Below are 19815 nucleotides of genomic sequence, written 5' to 3'. Positions count from 1 at the left end.
GGCATGTGTCATTGGTCATGGCTTTGAAGCCCAGCAACATCGGCCGGCCACCAGAATCTCTCTGGCGGCAGCTCCTTGTCGATCATCTCCCGAGCTCGCTGTCGACACTTCTCATGAGGCGTGGCTTCGTCCTCAGCAGATAGCTGAACGTGGCGATCGTAGAACGTGTCGTGCCGCTTGCGATGCTCCGGCGTAACCCCTCCTTCCTGTCTCACTGCGAATGAGAGCTTTTTCAACGCGAAGTAGTTCGCGAGATATCCGTGCTGTTGCCGAGTGAACGCTTCGATCATCTTACCAGGGGCGTAGATCGGCTTGATGATTGCCGCGATGGCCGCGAGGACGGCAAGCGCGGTCCAGGCGTGCTTGAAAGGGCTGTCGGCGGACGAGAGGAGTGTGGCTAGTCCACTTCCGCTCGCCGTGAGCGCAATGAAGATGTCCAGCGTGGTGTTAATTAGCTGAACGCGACTGAGGCGTAGTTCGTAGTAGATCGCGTTCATCCTGCTCAGGCACTGAAGCTCGTATATCTGTTCGAGGAGCGCTGTGTCGGCATCGTTCCAGCTGGTGGGGGAATTGGGGCCCGGGCTTACTTTATTGTCCATTATGGCCTCGGGCGGCGGACGTTAAACGGGTTGGGCGACTCGATGATCGGCGCGGGCAAGCCGTCTGGGTTCGCTCCGATTACTCCGCTTGGAATGCGAATGCCGCGGGTTCCCCCGACAGCTGCACCGATAAGGGCACCTGCGACCCCGCCTACATCGGCATCGGGTGTAAGGGTGATAGAGTCGCGACCGATGAAGACGCGCATGTTGATGCACACATTGGCGCGTGCGCGGGTGCGCTCAATCCCGCTAGCGAATCGAACCCGTACATCCACCACGCAAGCTGAAAAATTCGACGTAACCCAAGTCTCGTTGCCCGCCGGCAACATGCCGCCGGCCAGCATATCCGGCCCCCATCCCTCAACTCGCGAGGGTGAGACATACGCCTCTTGGACGACTTGGCCGGAGCTATTCACGAGTTGGAATCGGTTTTCCGCCCCGGCTGATGGTGCAGCAAGGCTAACCAACAAGACTGTGGTGGTCGCTAGTAAGCGATGCATTGTGGCACCTCACCTAGTAGCTCAAGCCAGTTGGAAGATCGCCTTAGACTTGGCTAAAGTCCAGGTCGACGGAGCCTTCCGGGCGATGCGGGCGCGTTCCATGATCGAAAGCGTCCAGCACGGTTCTTCAGATTGCTTTACAGGGTCGCATGCGCTGGTCGTCAGCATACGCGGCGGCCCAACCTACCCGATGACCTGCTTGCGATCATCGCCCGCCTGGACGCCGGGCGTTGCGCTGAGCGTCCGTTCCATAGCGGGCAGGACTGGCCACCTGTTCCCATGCAGGCCACCTGATGTGACGATGCTTGGTGCGGTGGCGGTGTTCGAACGTGGCCTCATGCTGGAACGGCAGCGTGAAGGCATCGCAAAGGCTAAGGCCGACGGGAAGTATTAGGGCACGGTGCCGCGGCGCAGCCCAGTGCGATAAGTCCGAGCCCAAGCGCGAAGATACTGAGCGACCGTCGCAAACCTGATGAGCCATCTCCCATCGTTCAGGAAGGACCTGCCCACTGTACACCGCCGCCACCGCCGTACGACGAGTCACGGCGCCGCCCCGGCTTGAAGCCAAGCGCAAGCAGGCGAATCAATCTGATCGGCCTCAGCCGCTGCGGATTAAGGCTCAGTACTGGCAGTAGCCGCAACAATCCAGTCGACCGTGGCAGACAGGTGCTGCGTAGCGTTGCCATTGGCACCGGCCATATAGCGAGTTCTCGGTCTGAACTTGTGTCGACCTCCGCAAGCGTGCGCAGCCACGCCAGGTCGGTCTTGCATTCCGGCGCCGCCGCATCCTCCTAATCAACGAAAGGACGTTCTCAAGTCCGACGCGGAACGGAGCCGTGCCTCCCTCGATGTCTAGAGCATTTCTGGGTTACTCGAACGCGCAGCCGGAGTGAGTGAGGTAGTTGCGGCACTCTGCTGGGGATGAAGGTGTCGAGCAGGGGGCCGATGGTGGTCCAGAGCTCCTCGCGAGTGCGGACGGCGGCCTTCCGGAGTAGGGCTTTGAGCTTGGCGAACAGCCGTTCGATGGGGTTTAGGTCGGGCGAGTAGGGCGGCAGGTAGAGTAGACTGGCGCCGGTGGCCTGGATGGCCTCGCGGACACCGGCCTCCTCGTGGGCGGAGAGATTGTCGAGGACCACCACGCCACCCTTCGCCAGAGTGGGTGCGAGGAACTGCCCGACATAGGCGACGAAGGCCGGACCGGTCATGGGCTCGTCCAGCACGAGCGGCGCGACGTGGCCGGTGCTGCGCAGCCCTGCGATGAAGGTGGTGGTGCGCCAGTGGCCGTCGGGCGCTGCATTCAACAAGCGCTCGCTCACCAGTCCCCAGCCGTAGCGGCGTATCATGTTCGTGAGAGTGCCGGTCTCATCGAGAGACACGAAGCGCTCGGGGTCCATGTAGCACTGCCAGACGCGCCAGTGGCGGCGGTCCTCGGCCACGTCCGGCCGATCCTGCTCGGACGCCCTTAGCTGCTTTTTTATGTGACTAGTTGATCCGTTTCAGCATGCTCCAGATCGTCATCAGCGACACTGGCGCTACGCCGCGCTCGATCAGCGCTGCCCGGATCTCGGCAAGTGTGATCCGCTTTCGTCCCGCCGTCAGTTCCCTGAGGAACTCCTCCTGCCCGGCCAGTAGCGGCTTGCGGTAGCCGCCGATCTGGGCCGGAGCCGTACTGCCGGTCTCGCGCACCCGTCGCAGCAGCTTGATTGCCGCCGACGCGCTGAGCGCAAAACGGGCCGCTGCCTCCATTGCCGAAGCGCCCTCCTCGACAGTCCGCACGAAGCGCTTGCGCAAGGTCTTGCGATAGGGGCGCAGTCTCGCTGCTCCATCAGCAGCGTCGAATCAGAACTCATGAGCCCCTGCAAGTAGGAAGTACTCTAGCAGGAGGGGACAGGGGCGCAATCAGCGGGCGAAGACCGTCAGGACACCAGCGAGGCGTTCGCGCGCGGCGGCCAGGGCCCCGCCGGACGGGGCGCCGAGCGCGGCGAGGAAGTCCGAGAGGGCGGTGCGGGCGGCGCGGTGACGTTCCTCCATCAAGGCGCGGGCGGTGGCCGCGGTGGCGGGCGGGTTGCCAGTGCGGGAGAGGGCGATTTCCAGCCGAGTCGCCTCCTCGGCGAGGCCGCCGTTGATGCAGGAGGCAACGGCCACCGAGCTTTGGGGCGGCCCGATCCGGAAGCCGCGGCGATACTCCTCCGGTGGTGTCGGGCGGCCCAATGCCGTCGGGGGTTGGGCCATCGGGGAGGTGGCGAGCGTGCCCTCCACGGAGCGGCGCATCGCGAGGGCGGCGGTGGCACTGTCGGTCACGGGCGCGAAGGAGCCGCGGGCTGCGCGGGCGACCTCGCCCATCACCTCGCGGTCGCGTCCCGGGATGTCGAAGCCGATGATGTCCACGGCGGCACGGGTGGGGCCCTCGCTGATCTCGCGCGCGACGGCGGCGGGGTTGCCGCCGCAAGTCTCGATGCCGTCCGAGATGACGAGGAGGAGCTGTTCGCCCGGGACCTCGGCGGGGCGGAACTGGGCGGCTGCGGCGCGCATGGCGGCGGCGAGCGGGGTCCAGCCGACGGGACGGAGGCTGTCCACGGCGGAGAGGGCGGCGGCGCGGCCGGTGGGGGAGAGAGGGACGACGGATTCGGCGGCGGCGCAGGAGGCGGCGCGGCCGGCGTCCCGCGGGCTGCCGCGGTGGCCAAAGACGACGAGGCCGACCTCAACACCGGGCGGGAGAGTTTCGAGGAACCGGCGGGCGGCGCGGCGAGCGGCCTCCATCTTCACCTCCCCGCCGGCGCGGCCGGCCATGGAGCCGGAGGCGTCCACGGCGATGACGACGCGGGTGGCGGCGGCGCGGGCGGGGGGCGGGGTCCAGGGGTAACCCCCGGGCGGGCGATCGCCGGTGGCGGGCAGGCAGCGGGTCGCGAGGCCGGGGAGGACGGCTTCCGCCACGAGGGCGCGGGCCTCGGACGGGCCTCCCTCGGGCGGGGAGAGGCTATGGATGCGCGGGATAGGGGGCGGCGTGACGGTCTGGTCCACCCGGGCGGGCCGGCTGGTCTCCGCGCCGGGCGGGATCGGCTCTCCGGCCGGCTGCGCGAGTGCCGAGCCGGAGAGGGCGAGGAGGAGGGCAAGGGGTAAGCGTAGCGGTGTCACCGCGCGGTCTCCGGATCGTCCGCCCGGAACGCTGGCCGCCGGCTCGGCGCGCCTGCCCGCCCGGATCGGGGTTGTTGATCATCCTCCTCGCCGGCCGCGCGGCGCAAGCGTCCCTTCCCGGCCCCGGGGATGGGCGGGGCGCGGTTAGCAGGCCCACGACGCGAATGCGTCGTCCGCCGGGAAGCGACGCTAGGGCATCCCAGTTGATGCGCACGTTGGGGTAACGCTGACGAATACAAAACCGCACGACGAGCCCGCTCTCAGTGGTCGTGAGTAGGCTTCGTCACGATCATGCCCGCAGGGTCCGCAAAGGGTCCGCTAAAAAGGGTCCGCGGAATAAGCAGAACCGGTTTGATGCTAATGCGTTGGAAAATATGGTGCCGACTCGGGGAATTGAACCCCGGACCTACTGATTACGAATCAGTTGCTCTACCCCTGAGCTAAGTCGGCCCTGAGCCCGCAGCCTATACCCGCCCCACCCCTTTCCCCGCAAGCGCCCCCGCGCCACGCCGCGCGCACGCGGCGCGCTTCATGATAAACACCTCTCAACATGCGCAAACGCACCCTCATCGCTGCCCTCCTGGGCGTCATCGCCGTGGGCGCCTTCGCCGCCTGGCGCCTTATTCCCCCCGCCGTCACCATCGCGATGGCCACGCGCGGCCCCGCCATCGAGGCCGTCTACGCCACCGGCAGCGTGGAGCCCGTCCAGTCCGCCCGTGTCGGCCCATCCGTGCGTGCGCGCGTCATGCGCGTGCTTGTCGAGGAAGGCGTCCGCGTCACCGAAGGCCAGCCCCTCGCCCAACTCGAAAACCGTGAGGCCGAAGCGCGCGCCGTCGAAGCCGAGGCCCGCGCCACCTTCGCCCGCGAAGACCTCGCGCGCACCCGCACGCTGGTTTCCCGCGACATCGCCTCGCGCTCCACGCTCGATCGCGCCGAGAGCGAGGCCCGCGCCGCCCGGGCGCTCGCCGACGCCGCCCTTCGCCGCCTGGACGACTACGTGGTCCGCGCCCCGGCGGACGGCATGGTGCTGCGGCGCGACGTCGAACCCGGCCAGATCGCCGACACCCCCGACGCCCTGTTTTGGATCGGCGAACCCCGCCCGCTGCGCATCACCGCCGAGGTCGATGAGGAAGACATCGCCCGCGTCGCCCCCGGCCAGCGTGCCCTGCTCCGCGCCGACGCCTTCCCCGGCCAGGCGCTGCCCGCGACCGTCACCCAGATCACCCCGCGCGGCGACACGACCAGAAAATCCTACCGCGTGCGCCTGGCCCTGCCCGACGACACACCGCTGCGCATCGGCATGTCGGTCGAGGCCAACATCATCCTGCGCGAGGATGCCAACGCCATCCTCATCCCGCCGGGCGCGCTGCGCGACGGGCACGTCTTCCTCGTCGAGAAGGAGGCCGTCATCCGCCGCCCCGTCCAGTCCGGCGTGCAAGGCCCGCGCGCGGTCGAAATCCGCGCCGGGCTGGCCGCCGGCGAATCCGTGGTGGTGAACCCGCCGGCGGACCTCCTCACCGGCCAGGCCGTGCGCCTGCGCCCCTCCGGCGCCGTCGCTGCCCCCGCACGCTGATGATTCAAGCGATACCAACGCGATGAGTCTGCTCACCGACATCGCGCGCGGCATGCTCGCGCGCCGCAAGCGCCAGACGCTGGTCAGCGTCGCGGGCGTCGCCCTGGGCGTGGGCTTCTTCATCGGCACGGCCGCGGTGATGCGAGGCTTCCAGACCTACTTCATCAGCCAGATCATCGACGTCCAGCCGCACATCACGATCAAGGACGAGTTGCGCCGCCCCCTTCCCCAGGCTGCCGAACTCGCCAACCCCGGCGCGGCCGTGGCGCTGGCGGGGCTGCGGCCGCAGGACCGCATCCGCGGCATTCGCGCGCCGGGTGACCGAATGGCGATCCTTGAGGCCATCCCCGGCGCCGCCGCCGCCCCGCTGCTCACCGGGCAGGCGCTGATGCGCTATGGCGCGCGCGACGTCTCGGCGACGGTGACGGGCATCGACCCGCTGCGCTATCCGCGCGTGTCGAACATCGCCAAGGACATCACCCAGGGCAGCCTCGACGACCTGCGCACCACGGCGAACGGCATCATCATCGGCGTCGGATTGGCTGAGCGCCTGGGCATCTCGCTCGGCGACAGCATGAACGCCGTCTCGCCCCGCGGCGTTACGCTGCTGATGAAGGTGGTGGGCATCTTCCGCACGGGCATCGTCAGCCTCGACCAGACCCAGGCCTACACGCTGCTCAAGGTGAACCAGATCCTGCAGGACCGCCCATCGGTCGTGAACCAGATCGTCCTCCGCCTTGAGGATGTCCGCCAGGCCGAACCGCTCGCCCGCATGATCGAGGCCCGCTTCGGCGAGCGAACCGAAAGCTGGGAGGAGCAGAACGCCAACATCCTCACCGTCTTCACCATCCAGAATTCGATCACCTTTTCCATCACCGGCGCGATCCTGCTGGTGGCCACCTTCGGCATCTTCAACGTCATCTCTACCGTGGTGTTCGAGAAGACGCGCGATATCGCCATCCTGAAATCGCTGGGCTTCACGGAGCGCGACATCCAGGTGCTGTTCCTGATCCAAGGCTTGGCGGCGGGCGCGATCGGCGCCGCCATGGGATGTGCGCTGGGCGCGCTCATCATCGAAGGCATGGCGCAGATCCGCTTCGGCAGCGGCGCGACCTCGGGCAATGACCGGTTCATTCTCGCGCGCGAATGGCAGATCTACGCGATCGCCTCGGGTGTTGCGATCGTCTCGGCGGCGGTGGCCGCCATCATTCCGGCGCGGCGCGCGGCGCGGCTGGACCCGGTGCAGACCATCCGAGGCGCGGCGTGAGCCTGCTCGAAGCCGATTCCATTTCCCGCCGCCTGCCCGAAGGCCCGGTGCTGCTCAGCGAGGCGTCCCTCGCCGTCGCGGGCGGCGAGTTCGTCGCCATCACCGGCCCCTCCGGCTCCGGTAAATCCTCGCTGCTCTATCTGCTCGGCCTGCTTGATCGCCCCAGCAGCGGCCGCGTGCTGCTGCAAGGCCAGGACACCACGGGGCTCACCGGCGATGCGCTGGCTGCTCTCCGCCTCGCGCGGTTCGGCTTCGTGTTCCAGTTCCATTTCCTGCTGCCGGAATTCTCGGCGCTGGACAATGTGGCGATCCCGATCCGCCGCACCGGGCTCGCCCGTGCCGAGGCGCGCGACAAGGCGCAAACCATCCTCGCCGGTCTCGGCCTGGGTTCGGACAGCGCCAAGATGCCGGACCAGCTCTCAGGCGGCATGCGCCAGCGCGTGGCCATCGCGCGCGCACTCGCGAACGACCCCGCCGTGCTGCTGGCCGACGAGCCGACCGGCAACCTCGACACCAAGAACGCCGCCGCCGTGTTCGACATCTTCGCCGAGCTTGCGCGCGATGCCGGGCGCGCGGTCGTCATCGTCACCCATGATGCGGAGCTCGCGAAGCGTGCGACGCGGCGCGTGCACCTGGTCGATGGCCGCATCGTCAGCGACGCGGCGCAGGGCTGAACCCTCAGTCCAGCCGCGCCCCTGACGCCCGGATCACCACCCCCCACCGCGCCATCTCCGCTTCCAGGAAGGTCGCCAGCTCCGCAGGCGTGCCGCCGATCGCCTCCGCGCCGATATCCGCCATCCGCTGCCGAACCGCCGGAGCGCGCATCCCGGCCGCGATCGCCGCACTCGCGCGCGCGACGATCGCGGGATCCACACCGGCGGGGAACAGCGCGGCCTGCCACACCGTCACGTCGAAGCCGGCAAGCCCCTGCTCAGCCAGCGTCGGCACGTCGGGCAGCGTCGGCGCGCGATGCGCGGCACTCACCGCCAGGGCGCGCAGTTGCCCGGCCCCGATGCCGGGGCTGGAGGAGAGCACATTGTCCAGCGCCACCGCGATCCGACCCGCCATCAGATCCACCAGCACGGGCGGGCTGCCGCGATAGGGCACGTGGACCATGTCGATGCCGGTGATCGTCTTGATCATCTCCATCGCGAGATGCCCCGCAGACCCATTGCCGGAGGATCCATAGGACAGCGCCCCGGGCCTGGCCCGGGCCAGGGCGACCAAGTCGGCGAAACCCTGCAGCGGCAGCGCCGGATCCGCGACCAGCACATAAGGCGCCCCCGTCAGCAGCGAGACCGGTGCGAAATCGCGCACCGCATCGAAGGGCAGGCGCGCGAAGAGATGCGGGTTGGTCGCATGGTTCGGCCCCGTCACCAGCATCGTGTAGCCATCGGGTGCCGCGCGGGCGACGGCCTCGGTGCCGACATTGCCGGCGCCGCCGGGGCGGTTCTCGACCACGAAGGGCTGGCCGAGCCGTTCGCCGAGCGCCTGCGCCATGGCACGCGCCACCACATCGGCGCCACCGCCGGCGAGGAACGGCACCACCACCCGAACCGGCCGGCGGGGCCATGGCTCCTGCGCGGTCGCGGGCGAGAGCAGCGCGAGCGCCATGACCCACCCCAAGACCCATCGCCGCATCATGCCCGCTCCCTGCGTCACGGGTCGGGGACAAGCAGGCGGCGTGCCGCGCGGTTACTGCTTCGCGAAATCCACCGTGCAGGCGCGCGTCTCGATGCGGCGGCCTTGGCCGCTGCGCGGCTGGAAGCGAGCCTCGACGGTGTAGCGATAGGGTGTGGCCGTTGGGACGTAGCCCGCAGTGCTCGCCACCTCGCCGGTCAGCGCCTGCGCTTCCAGCCTGGCCTGGCCGTCGGCGCGGATCGGGCCGCGCAGCAGCAGCCATCCGGGCGATCCCTCGCGCCCGTTCTCGCCGCGGAAGACGCTGTCGCGGATTTCGGCGGGGAATTGATAGACGTAGCCGCGCACGCCGGAGGGTGTCGCGGCGCAGGTGAGCGTCACCGCCCAGCGACCATCATAGGGGTGCGCGGTCGTCGCCACCTCCGGCGCCGCACAGCCTGCCAGCAGCCCGAGCATCAACACCACGTTCCGCATGAAGCCTCCACCGCGCCGGAGCGAAAACAGAGCATGCAAGCGCGCGCCCAACAATGCCGGGCGCGTGGAGGGTTCAGATCTCCACCCGCGCCTCGCGCACCAGCCGGCCCATCGCCTCGCGTTGCGCGCGCACATAGGTAGCGAATTCGGCCGGCGGGGTGCCGACCGGGATCGCGCCGAGCGCATCGAGGCGCGCCTGCACGGTCGCATCGGCAAGCGCGAATTGCAGCGCCTCATAGAAAGCCGTGACCAGCGCGGGACTCATCCCCGCCGGGCCATAGAACCCGTTCCACTCGTTCAGCTCGTAGCCGGGGTAGCCCTGCTCCGCGATGGTCGGCACGTCGGGCAGCGGCGCGATGCGGGTGGTGGTGGTCACGCCCAGCGCGCGCACGCGGCCCTCGCGCACCAGCTGCAGGCCTGAGGAGACGGTGGCGAAGATCATCGACGTCGTGCCCGCGATCAGGTCGGGCAGCGCCGCGGTTCCGCCGCGATAGGGCACGTGGATCATCTCCGCCTGCGCGCGCTCAAGGAACAGGGCGGACGCCAGATGCGCCGCCGTCGCATTGCCCGAGGAGCCGTAGGAGTAGGCCCCCGGTCGCGCCTTGAGCAGGGCCACGAACTCCGCCAGCGTGCGCGCCGGCAGCGCGTTCGGCACGATCAGGATCTGCGGCAGCACCACAACCTGGCTGATCGGCGTGAAGGCGGTCGCGTAGTCGAAGGGCAGGTTGCGGATCAGATGCGGGTTCACGGTGTGGGCGAGCGCATCGACCATCACCGTATGTCCATCGGGCGCGCTGCGCGCGACCTCAGCCGCGCCGAGGCTGCCGCCCGCCCCGGCCCGGTTTTCCACGATCAGCGGCTGGCCCAGCTTCGCGCCCATCGGCCCCGCGAGGAGGCGCGCCGTGGTGTCGATCCCGCCGCCGGGCGCATAGGGTGCGATGAAGCGGATCGGCCGCGCGAGGCCCTGCGCCAGGGCGGGTGCCGCCAGTACGCTACCCAGCAACGCGCGACGAAACACGGGCATGAAGGCTCCTCCGGAATGCTTGCCGAAGCTTCTAGCCGGTCACACAGGGCGCGCGAAGCGCCGGGCTCACCGCCCGGTCATGATCCGTTCGAACAGCTGCTTTACCGTCGGGATGAACCCATTCGAGTAGAACGGGTCCGACCCGAAGCGGTACGCATTGTGCCCGGCGAACATCAGGTTGTTCTCGAGCGAGCCGCCATGGGCGATGTCCTGCAGCGTCTTCTGGATGCAGAAGCTGCGCGGATCGGCCTTCTTCCCGTTGGTGAAATCCGGCTCGTGCTGGGACCAGTTGGAGAAACGGCACTGGCTGAGGCAGCCCATGCAATCCACCTGGTCCTTGAGGATCTCCGCCGCCTTGTCGCGCGTGACGAAGATCAGCGTGTTGTCGGGCGTGCGCAGGGCCTCGGTGAAGCCCTCGGCCTCCCAGCGGCGGACGCGGCCGAAATCGTGCGGCACCAGCCACACCGGGCGCTTGCGCGGACCGACGCCGTATTCAGTGAGATGCTCGCCGACCGGCTCCATCGTGTAGGCGACCTGGCGCTCGTTGCGCTGCTCCAGCTCCGCCAGGTACTCGTTCTTCACGGCCGAAGAATAGAAGCCCGTGGGCGAATACGGCTGCAGCATCACGTCGCCCGGCTTGAGGCCGAGCAGGCGCTGCTTCCAGCCCTCGGGGATCGGGCTTTCCTGGGTCAGCAGCGGCCGCGTGCCGAACTGGAACGCCACCGGGCCGAGCTCGGGATTGTCGATCCAGTCGGACCATTCCTCCAGCCACCATACGCCGCCGGCCATGATGATCGGCACGTCACCCAGGCCGAACTCGCGCATCTGCGCGCGAAGCTTGGCCACGCGCGCATAGGGCGCCTCGGGCTTCTTCGGGTCCTCGCTGTTGGACAGGCCGTTATGGCCGCCGGCGAGCCAGGGGTCCTCGTAGACCACGCCGCCCAGCCACTCCCGCGTCTTGGAGTAGGCGCGCTTCCAGAGGGCGGCGAAGGCGCGGGCGGAGGAGACGATGGGGTAGTAGTGCACGCCGAAGTCGCGCGCGACATCGGCCAAGCGATAGGGCATGCCCGCGCCGCAGGTGATGCCGTGGATCAGGCCGCGAGCCCCTTTCAGCATGCCCCGCGCGACGCGCTCCGCCCCGCCCATCTCCCAAAGGATGTTCGCGTGGATCCGGCCCTTGCCGCCGGCGCGCTCATGCGCCTCGCGCGCCTGGGCAATCGCGCCCTTGATGCCGTACTCGACCAGCTCCTCGTGCCGGTCGCGGCGCGTCTTGCCGTGGTATTCCTGCGGGATGGCGCGGCCTTCGGCGTCATAGCTGTCGGCATTGACCGCGGAGAACGTGCCCACGCCACCCGACGCCGCCCAGGAGCCGCAGGAGGCTCCATTGGACGCGGAGACCCCCTTGCCGCCTTCGACGAGGGGAAGGACGTCCACGCCGCCCATGCGGATCGGGCTGATGGTGTTCAAGAAGGGGCGCTCCACGTTGCGAGCCAGGGATTCACAAATGAGTCATGGCGGACATATGCGGAAAAGCCGCGTGAGGTCCAGGGTCGGATATGGGGGGCGCGAGGGGCCAGTCCTAGACCGGCCCCCCGATATCATGTGTCAGTCGGCCGCATCGCGCGGGCCGCGGTCGCGCCGCTCGCCACGGAAGGGACGCTCGCCGCGCTCGGGACGCTCCGCACCCTCGCCCTCGGCACGCGGGCGCTTGGCACCCACCTGCTCGGTGATGTCGGCACCCGTCGCCTGGTCGACGACGCGCATCGACAGCTTGACCTTGCCGCGCTCGTCGAAGCCGATGACCTTGACCTTCACCGCATCGCCGTCCTTGACGATGTCCGAGGTCTTGGACACGCGCTCATTGGCGAGCTCGGAGATGTGGACCAGGCCGTCCTTGGCGCCGAGGAAGTTCACGAAGGCGCCGAATTCGGCGGTCTTCACGACCTTGCCATTGTAGATCGCGCCGATCTCCGGCTCCGCCACGATGCCGCGGATCCAGTCGATCGCCTTCTGCGCCTGCTCGGTCGAGGTCGCGGCCACCTTGATGGTGCCGTCATCGTCGATGTCGATCTTGCAGCCGGTCTGCTCGCAGATCTCGCGGATGACCTTGCCGCCGGAGCCGATCACGTCGCGGATCTTGTCCTTCGGCACGCTCATCATGGTGATGCGCGGCGCGGTCTGCGCCACGTCGTTGCGCGCACCCGAGAGGCCCTTGGCCATCTCGCCCAGGATGTGCAGGCGGCCATCCTTGGCCTGGCCCAGCGCCACTTCCATGATCTCGAAGGTGATGGACGTGATCTTGATGTCCATCTGGAGCGAGGTGATCCCCTTCTCCGTGCCGGCCACCTTGAAATCCATATCCCCAAGGTGATCCTCATCACCCAGGATATCGCTCAGCACCGCAAACCCGCGATCCTCCTTGATCAGGCCCATCGCGATGCCCGCGCAGGGCCGCTTCAGCGGCACGCCCGCATCCATCAGCGCCAGCGACGTCCCGCACACCGTCGCCATCGAGGACGACCCGTTGCTCTCCGTGATCTCGGAGACCACGCGCATGGTGTAGGGGAACTTCTCCTTCTCCGGCAGCAGCGGATGGATCGCCCGCCACGCCAGCTTCCCATGGCCCACTTCGCGCCGGCCGGGCGAGCCCATGCGGCCCGTCTCGTTCACCGAGTAGGGGGGGAAGTTGTAGTGCAGCATGAAGTTCTCGCGGTACTCGCCGGCGAGCTGATCGATGATCTGCTCATCCTGCCCGGTGCCCAAGGTGGCCACGCACAGCGCCTGCGTCTCGCCGCGGGTGAACAGCGCCGAGCCATGCGCGCGCGGCAGCACGCCCACCTCCGCCATGATCGGCCGCACCGTCTTGGTGTCGCGCCCATCGATGCGCAGGCCCGTATCCAGGATCGCGTTGCGCACCACATCGGCCTCGAGCGCCTTGAGCAGCCCCTTGGCCGCCCCCGCCTCGACGCCTTCCTCGGCGAGCTTGGCAACGATCGCCTTCTTCACCGCGCCCACCTTGTCCTGGCGCACCAGCTTCTGCGTCTCGGCATAGGCCACCGTCATATCGGCGGACCCCAGCTCCGAAATCCGCTTCTTGAGCGCGACCTCGGCATCGGAGACCTCTGTCACCGCCCAGGGCTCCTTCGCCGAGACCTCGGCCAGCTCGATGATCCCCTGGATCACCGCCTGCATGCCCTCATGGCCGAACTTCAGCGCGCCGAGGAGAATCTCTTCGCTGAGCTCATGCGCCTCGGATTCCACCATCAGCACGCCCTCGGCGGTGCCGGCCATGACCAGGTCCAGCACGGACGCCTTGCGCTGCTCCAGCGTGGGGTTCAGCACATAGGCGCCGTCGACGTAGCCGATGCGCGCACCGGCGATCGGGCCGAAGAACGGAATGCCCGAAAGCGTCAGCGCGGCGGAACAACCCACCATCGCGACCATATCCGGGTCGTTCTCCATGTCATGGCTCAGCACCGTCGCCACCACCTGGATCTCGTTGCGGAATCCATCGGGGAACAGCGGGCGCAGCGGGCGGTCGATCAGGCGGGAGACGAGTGTCTCGTTCTCGGAGGGACGGCCCTCGCGCTTGAAGAAGCCACCGGGGATCTTGCCGGCGGCAAAGGCCTTCTCCTGGTAGTTCACCGTCAGCGGGAAGAAATCCTGGCCCGGCTTGACCGAGCGGGCACCGACCGCGGTGCAAAGCACGATGGTGTCGCCCAGGCGCGCCATCACGGCGCCATCGGCCTGGCGGGCGACCTTGCCCGTCTCCAGCGTCAGGGTCTTGCCGCCCCAGTTGATATCCTTGCGGAAATACTTGTCGAACATGCGTTCTACCTTGCGTCAGCGGGGCGCACACACCTGCGGCGACGCCCCCGGATGAGCAACCGCACGGTCCTGAACCCAACAGGCGGGCAATCCGGAGGAAAGCCTCGGCGTCTCGGGCGGCATGGGGAGGGCCCGACGCGTGAACGCCGGAAAGCAAGCCCATGTGGCCGGAAACGCCGCGATGCTCCACACGAGAGGCCCGCAGCGCTGGGCCCTCGGCCCGCCACGGTCGCAGCGAATTGACCGCACACCCCAGCAATCCGGGCGCGCGCGATCGGGGGTGATATGGCGCGGTTGGGGGGAAAGCGCCACTGGTATTTTCGACCAAGAAGAGAAGGCTGGGGAAAAGAATTTCCCCAGACCCCATTCTTTTATTTTTATCTACTGGGGAATGCCGGCGAGGCAGCACCGAACAACGCATAGTAACGGTGGTCAGCAGGGCAACTTAACACTGAGGCTGGTCCAGTGGGCGGCGAAGGACAGAAGGTCCGCCGCTTCAGCGATGACCTTGTCCATGGGCTTGCCAGCGCCGTGACCGGCACGCGTCTCGACCCGGATCAGATGTGGCCGGGGACCGATAATCGAGGCCTGCAGGGCCGCGACATACTTGAAGCTGTGGCCCGGCACCACGCGGTCATCCGTGTCCGCGGTGGTCGCGAGGATCGCAGGATACGCCAAGCCGGACCGGATGTTGTGATAGGGCGAATAGGCCACCAAAACGCGGAAATCCGCCTCCTGCTGCGGCGAACCATACTCATCCACCCATAACGTTCCGCCGGTGAACCGGTCGAAGCGGAGCATATCCATCACCCCCACCTGGGGCAGCGCCGCGGCGAACAGATCGGGCCGCTGATTGACTACCGCGCCCACCAGAAGCCCGCCGTTCGACGCGCCCAGAACGGCCAAGCCATCCGGCGACGCGATCCCCTCGGCCTTGAGGAACTCCGCCGCGGCGATGAAATCGTCGAAGACGTTCTGCTTGTTTTGCCGGCGCCCCGCCTGGTGCCACGCCTGGCCATACTCGGAACCGCCGCGGATATGCGCGACCGCGAACACCCCGCCCTGCTCGACCCAGGCCAATCGCTCGACCGAGAAGGCAGGCGGATCGATCAGGCCATATCCCCCATACCCATGCAGCAGGGTCGGGGCCGGGCCCGTCACATCCTTGCGCCGGATGATGAACATCGGCACCCGCGTACCGTCCTTCGACGCGAAGAACCGCTGCTCGACCGCGATCCCGCTCAGATCGGCCGCGACCCGCGCCTCGCTCCAGACCTCCGCCGCATTGCGCGCGACATCGTAGCGATAGATCACGCCAGGGCAGTTGAAGCTGGTGAAGCCGAAGAAGGTCTCCGCATCGTCGTGATCGCCCGCGAAGCCGATCGCGGTGCCGATCCCGGGCAGCGGCACCACGCCATCGGCCTGGCCGTCGAGCCTGTAGCGCCTGACCTCCGTCTTCACATCGACCAGGTAGGAGAGCAGCAACGTCCCGCCGACCAGCGTCGCGGCGTTCAGGACGGAGTCCTGCTCCGCCACCACCTCCCGCACCACCGGGTCGGCGGCCGCGATGTCCAAGCTCACCACCTTGCCGCGCGGCGCGCCCTTCGTGGTGGTGAGGAAGAACAGCGTCCCGACATTGCCGAACACGCCCCATTGGTTATCGAGGCTGTCGACCAGCCGGCGCGGCGGCGCATCGGGTCGCGCGAGGTCCAGGATGGCGAGCCTGTTGCCCATGGCAGCCGGCGTCGAGACGAGCACCAGATAACGCCCGTCGCCGGTGACGCTCGCCGAATGCAGCATGGTCGGCTGGTCCGGGGTCGCAAACACCAGCCGGTCCTGCGCTTGCGCCGTGCCGAGCGCGTGGAAATGGATTGCGTGATTGTCCACGCTCGCATGGAACGCTGCGCCCGGCCCGGGCTCGGGAGACCGCGCATAAAAGAAGCCGACGCCGTCCTTGCTCCACGCGATGGCGGTGTACCGCGCCCAAAAAACCTCATCCTCGAGCACCGTGCCGGTACCGACGTCCAGCACCCGGATGGTGCGCCAATCGGTGCCGCCATCCTGTACTGCGAAAGCGAGGCGCGTGCCGTCCTCGGACACGGACCATTCGGCCAGCGCGGTCGCCCCATCTTCGGCCCAGCCATTCGGATCGATCAGCACGCGGGGTGTCCCATCCACGCCGTCGCGGACATGGAGCACACGCTGGTTCTCAACGCCGGCATGACGGAGATAGAAATACCGGCCGTTCTTGTGAACGGGGATCGCGAACCGTTCATAATCATAGAGTGTCCTCAGGCGGTCCCTGAAGAGGCCGCGGCCCGGCAGCGTCCCAAGATGATCGTCGGTGACGCGGTTCTGCGCCACGACCCAGGATGCAACCTCCGCATCCAGGCGGACATCGTTCTCCAGCCAGCGATACGGGTCGGCGACCGCCTGGCCGAACAGCGCCTCCACGAGTGCGCCGCGCCGTGTGGGCGGATAGGCGATGGTCGGTGCGGTCATGGCGGACTCCAACGGTGCGCCTGGGAGCCGGCGCGACGTATCCATTCCAGGCGTGGGGCTTGCGGCGTCGCGTGCCGGATGTCGGGCGAGAGTCACGACGGAATGCCCACCGCCTAAAGACAATCTTTAGGGACCGTGTGGCAAAGCTCTCCTGCAAATCGAAAACAGGCACATGGACCAGGCGGTGAAACTCCTGCGGCGACCTCGGCTGCTGATCGTGGATGCCGAGGGCCCTTGTCTGCGCGACGCCGTCCGCGCGCTCGATGCCGAAGGCTTCGCGGTCGCGGCGGCGCATGATCTCGCTACGGCATGGCATCGTCTCAGCGAAACGCCCGCGCCGGAGGCGCTGCTGCTCGACGCGAGCCTCGCGGAAGCGGGGCTGCTCGCCACCATCCGCGCACTCGGGCAGCAGCGGCCGCGCCTGGTGCTCGCCGTGCAGACCGGCGCGGCCCAGGCGGAGGAGGAGATCATCCTCACCGAACTCGGGGCCGATCTGTATTGGGCCAAGCCACTCGCACCGCGCCTGGCCGGCGCCCGACTGCGCGCCGCGCTGCGCCGCGCCGCGCCCGGTGACACGTCCCCTGCCCCGGCCGGCCTGCCGCTGGGCGAAGGGCTGCAGCTCGAACCCGAAAGCCGCGCCGTGCGCCGTGCCGACGGCACCCGCATCCGGCTCGCGCGCAGCGAGCTGGCCCTGCTCCGCTGCCTGGCCAAGGCGGGACGCGGCGTCGCCCGGCGCGAGGATATCGCGGCCGACGTGCTCGGCCGCATCATCGCCTATGGCGACCGCAGCGTGGACAATCTCGTGCTCGGCCTGCGCCGCAAGCTCGGCATGGACGCCGAATACGGCGCCATCCGCGCGGTCCGCGGCGTCGGCTACCGGCTGGTGGCGCCGGACGCGGCGCCTTCGACCCGGGATCAGAACCGCAGCGTGAATCCCGCGTTCAGCCGATAGGTCTCCAGCCGGTTCGCGCCACGCTGCATCGAGTAGCCCACATCGAAACGCGCGAAGACGGGGCCCCACACCGGCACCTCGGCGCCCACACCGAAGGCCGGCACCGCGCTCCACGCCGCGCTGTTGCGGCCGCCCGGCGATTGCGTGCTCTGGAAGATCTGCCGCGGCATCGAGAAGCCGGCGCGCGCGAAGACCACGCTGCCGCCATCCGAGGTCCAGCCCACCCGCGCATAGCCGCCGATCTCGTTGCGCAGCCTGGCGCGGTACTCCGCGCCATAGGCCATCAGCCGGCTGGTGACGTTGTAGGGGAAGACGCCCTCCAGCTCGACGCCGGCATAGAGATGCGGCGCGAGCACGGTGCCCCAGCCCAGCCGCGCGCCGACCAGCAGCCCGTCGCCGCCCTGGTCCACGAAGCGGCCGGCGGGCCGGTTGGCCGTCGCGGCGAAATTCACCGTCGAATCAATGATCGCGGCCCCGGCGAAGCCATTGACGTAGAAACCGCCAAGGGCGGCCTCCTGCGCGCGCGCCTGCCCGGTCAGCAGCAGGCCTGCAGCCACACAAGAAATCATCTTCAACCGGTGCGCGATATTGGTGAACATTGGCCTGACCATCCCGTTCTGCGTTAACGGTCTGATAAGACATCCCAATAATGAACGAGAGATGAACATCCCGACTGTCGCGACACAGACGACAATGGCGCCGTCTCGGCCGGCGCCGCCCCGTCCGCGCTGGGCGCGGCACGGGGTCGTCTCCGCTTTGCGGTGGACGCGGCAACGCACCGACCCCATGCTCCGCGCATGCGCTCACTCGTCCTCGGATTGCTCCTGCTCGGCGCCGCCTGCGCCCCGGCCATGCCCGCCGAGCCCAAGGCCAACGCCAACCTGCGCTGGCGCGCGGTGATCGTCGCCGGCGACGACAGCCTGCCGGTGTGGGAGAACGCGACCGCGCGCATGGCGTCCCTGCTCGGCGAGCGCGCCACCATCCGCCGCTTCTCCGACCGCAGCCGCGCCGCCGAACCGGCCGAGCCCCGCGCCGTGCTCGCCGCCATCGCCGGGCTGCGGCCCGCGCAGGGGGAGGGCTGCCTCGTCTACATGACCATGCACGGCGCGCCGGAGCAGGGCCTGGTCTTCTCGCCCGCGCAGGCCGTGGTCTCGCCCGCCCTGCTCGACCGCGCGCTGACCCAGGGCTGCGGCGAGGCGCCAACGGTCGCGATCCTGTCGGGCTGCTTCACCGGCATCTACGCCGATGCGCTGGCGCGCCCCAACCGCATCGTCATGATGGCCGCCCGCCGCGATCGGCCGAGCTTTGGCTGCGGCGCCGGCGAGGTCTTCACGGTCTATGACGAATGCCTGCTCAAGGCCTATGAGCGCGGCGGTGCCTGGGCGGAAGTGGCGCGCTCCACCACGGCCTGCGTGGGCATGCGGGAACAGCAGATGCGCGTGCGCCCGAGCGAGCCGCCGACCACCATCGGCGACCGCGTGACGAGCCTCGTCGCGCGGTAGATCCGTCGGGACAAAAGAGCCCGGGGGAAGTGGAATTCCCCCGGGCTTTGATCCCTCAGATACGCAGCGTCCCCGCCTTCGCCGCCGCGTAGCGCTCACTCACCTTCGCCCAGTCCACCACGTTCCACCAGTTGCGCGTGTATTCCGGGCGGCGGTTCTGGTAGCGCAGGTAGTAGGCATGTTCCCAGACGTCATTGCCCATCAGCACGCGGCTGCCATCCATCAGCGGCGTGTCCTGGTTCGGCTTGGCGACCAGCGCAAGCTTGCCGTCATTGGCGACTGTCACGAACACCCAGCCCGAGCCGAACACGCCGTTGCCGGCGGCCTCGAAGCGGGTCTTGAAGGTGGCGAAGCTCTCGAAGTCCCGCGTGATCGCGGCGGCCAACTCGCCGCTGGGCTCGCCGCCCGCGCCGCCCATGATCTGCCAGAACATGGAGTGGTTGGCGTGCCCGCCGCCGCTGTTGCGCACCACCGTGCGCACCGCCTCGGGCAGCTGGCCGATGCGCATCAGCAGCTCGTCCAGCTGCATCTGGCCCAGCTGCGGGTTCGCGGCCGCGGCGGTGTTGAGGTTGTTCACATAGGCGCGGTGATGGAAGCCGTGGTGGATTTCCATGGTGCGCGCGTCGATCGCGGCCTCGTTGGCGGCCGGGGCGTAGGGCAGGTCGGGCAGGGTGAAGGGGCCGGTCGGCGCCGCCGGTGCCGCGGCCTGGGCCCAGACGCGGTGTGGAAGGGAAGCGAGGATCGCACCCCCGGCGACAAGACCCAGCAAACCGCGACGCTGCATGACCGACATGGTGTTTCCCGTTCTGTGATTGGCGACC

General features: G+C 68.5%; 15 protein-coding genes, 1 tRNA gene and 2 pseudogenes. 6 read left to right on the top strand and 12 right to left on the bottom strand.

What is annotated here, in order from left to right:
• Nucleotides 1-8 precede the first annotated feature (8 nt).
• Complete coding sequence (locus GXW79_RS11840; protein ID WP_211874595.1) at nt 9-497, bottom strand: hypothetical protein; 489 nt, start codon at nt 495-497, stop codon at nt 9-11.
• Between the two features lie 897 nt (nt 498-1394).
• On the opposite strand from GXW79_RS11840, the pseudogene GXW79_RS21465 reads away from it, so the two are divergent.
• Nucleotides 1395-1490: pseudogene (locus tag GXW79_RS21465) on the top strand (recombinase family protein); the annotation flags it as partial.
• Between the two features lie 477 nt (nt 1491-1967).
• Here GXW79_RS21465 and GXW79_RS11835 read toward each other — a convergent pair.
• The 3 genes and pseudogenes from GXW79_RS11835 to GXW79_RS11825 all read right to left on the bottom strand — a co-directional run bounded on the left by GXW79_RS11835 (nt 1968) and on the right by GXW79_RS11825 (nt 4684).
• Nucleotides 1968-2911: pseudogene (locus GXW79_RS11835) on the bottom strand (IS630 family transposase).
• A gap of 87 nt (nt 2912-2998) precedes the next feature.
• Entirely contained in the window at nt 2999-4234 is a 1236-nt protein-coding gene (locus GXW79_RS11830) for a vWA domain-containing protein (RefSeq protein WP_211874594.1), read from the bottom strand.
• A 375-nt stretch (nt 4235-4609) separates the two neighbouring features.
• A tRNA-Thr gene (locus tag GXW79_RS11825) sits at nt 4610-4684 on the bottom strand.
• Nucleotides 4685-4784: 100 nt separating this feature from the next.
• On the opposite strand from GXW79_RS11825, the gene GXW79_RS11820 reads away from it, so the two are divergent.
• From GXW79_RS11820 to GXW79_RS11810, 3 genes are read left to right on the top strand one after another with little or no spacing between them, the layout of a single operon-like run.
• Nucleotides 4785-5807, top strand: a complete 1023-nt coding sequence (locus GXW79_RS11820) for an efflux RND transporter periplasmic adaptor subunit (protein WP_211874593.1) — start codon at nt 4785-4787, stop codon at nt 5805-5807.
• A 22-nt stretch (nt 5808-5829) separates the two neighbouring features.
• A complete protein-coding gene (locus GXW79_RS11815; RefSeq protein WP_211874592.1) occupies nt 5830-7074 on the top strand; it encodes an ABC transporter permease in 1245 nt (414 codons plus the stop codon).
• Nucleotides 7071-7748, top strand: coding sequence for an ABC transporter ATP-binding protein (locus GXW79_RS11810; RefSeq protein WP_211874654.1), 678 nt, complete (start codon nt 7071-7073; stop codon nt 7746-7748). Before GXW79_RS11815 ends, GXW79_RS11810 begins: the two co-directional genes overlap by 4 nt.
• A gap of 4 nt (nt 7749-7752) precedes the next feature.
• On the opposite strand, the gene GXW79_RS11805 is transcribed toward GXW79_RS11810, so the two are convergent.
• The 6 genes from GXW79_RS11805 to GXW79_RS11780 all read right to left on the bottom strand — a co-directional run bounded on the left by GXW79_RS11805 (nt 7753) and on the right by GXW79_RS11780 (nt 16540).
• Nucleotides 7753-8718 carry a tripartite tricarboxylate transporter substrate binding protein gene (locus GXW79_RS11805; protein WP_211874591.1) on the bottom strand — a complete coding sequence of 322 codons (966 nt, stop codon included), beginning with the start codon at nt 8716-8718 and terminating at the stop codon, nt 7753-7755.
• A gap of 51 nt (nt 8719-8769) precedes the next feature.
• Nucleotides 8770-9186 carry a hypothetical protein gene (locus GXW79_RS11800; protein ID WP_211874590.1) on the bottom strand — a complete coding sequence of 139 codons (417 nt, stop codon included), beginning with the start codon at nt 9184-9186 and terminating at the stop codon, nt 8770-8772.
• 73 nt (nt 9187-9259) lie between these two features.
• Nucleotides 9260-10210 (bottom strand): Bug family tripartite tricarboxylate transporter substrate binding protein, encoded by a 951-nt coding sequence (locus GXW79_RS11795; RefSeq protein WP_211874589.1) that lies wholly within the window; start codon nt 10208-10210, stop codon nt 9260-9262.
• A gap of 66 nt (nt 10211-10276) precedes the next feature.
• Nucleotides 10277-11653 (bottom strand): NAD(P)H-dependent flavin oxidoreductase, encoded by a 1377-nt coding sequence (locus GXW79_RS11790; RefSeq protein ID WP_408901555.1) that lies wholly within the window; start codon nt 11651-11653, stop codon nt 10277-10279.
• Nucleotides 11654-11815: 162 nt separating this feature from the next.
• Nucleotides 11816-14038 carry a polyribonucleotide nucleotidyltransferase gene (pnp, locus tag GXW79_RS11785; RefSeq protein WP_211874587.1) on the bottom strand — a complete coding sequence of 741 codons (2223 nt, stop codon included), beginning with the start codon at nt 14036-14038 and terminating at the stop codon, nt 11816-11818.
• A 432-nt stretch (nt 14039-14470) separates the two neighbouring features.
• A complete protein-coding gene (locus tag GXW79_RS11780; protein WP_211874586.1) occupies nt 14471-16540 on the bottom strand; it encodes a prolyl oligopeptidase family serine peptidase in 2070 nt (689 codons plus the stop codon).
• A gap of 172 nt (nt 16541-16712) precedes the next feature.
• Between GXW79_RS11780 and GXW79_RS11775 the strand changes: the two genes are divergently transcribed.
• The gene (locus GXW79_RS11775) at nt 16713-17492 is read left to right on the top strand and encodes a response regulator transcription factor (protein ID WP_211874585.1); all 780 of its coding nucleotides are present in this window, start codon (nt 16713-16715) and stop codon (nt 17490-17492) included.
• On the opposite strand, the gene GXW79_RS11770 is transcribed toward GXW79_RS11775, so the two are convergent.
• Nucleotides 17456-18049, bottom strand: coding sequence for a hypothetical protein (locus GXW79_RS11770; protein ID WP_211874584.1), 594 nt, complete (start codon nt 18047-18049; stop codon nt 17456-17458). The genes GXW79_RS11775 and GXW79_RS11770 overlap by 37 nt on opposite strands.
• Before the next feature lie 240 nt (nt 18050-18289).
• Here GXW79_RS11770 and GXW79_RS11765 point away from each other — a divergent pair, with 240 nt between their 5' ends.
• Nucleotides 18290-18994: a C13 family peptidase gene (locus GXW79_RS11765; RefSeq protein WP_211874583.1), complete on the top strand. Its 705-nt coding sequence runs from the start codon at nt 18290-18292 to the stop codon at nt 18992-18994.
• Between the two features lie 55 nt (nt 18995-19049).
• On the opposite strand, the gene GXW79_RS11760 is transcribed toward GXW79_RS11765, so the two are convergent.
• Entirely contained in the window at nt 19050-19787 is a 738-nt protein-coding gene (locus tag GXW79_RS11760) for a superoxide dismutase (RefSeq protein WP_246503943.1), read from the bottom strand.
• Nucleotides 19788-19815: the final 28 nt, after the last annotated feature.

Source organism: Plastoroseomonas arctica (assembly GCF_018128965.1).
GTDB classification, from domain to species: Bacteria; Pseudomonadota; Alphaproteobacteria; order Acetobacterales; family Acetobacteraceae; genus Plastoroseomonas; species Plastoroseomonas arctica.
This window is presented reverse-complemented; position numbering and strand designations above follow the sequence as displayed.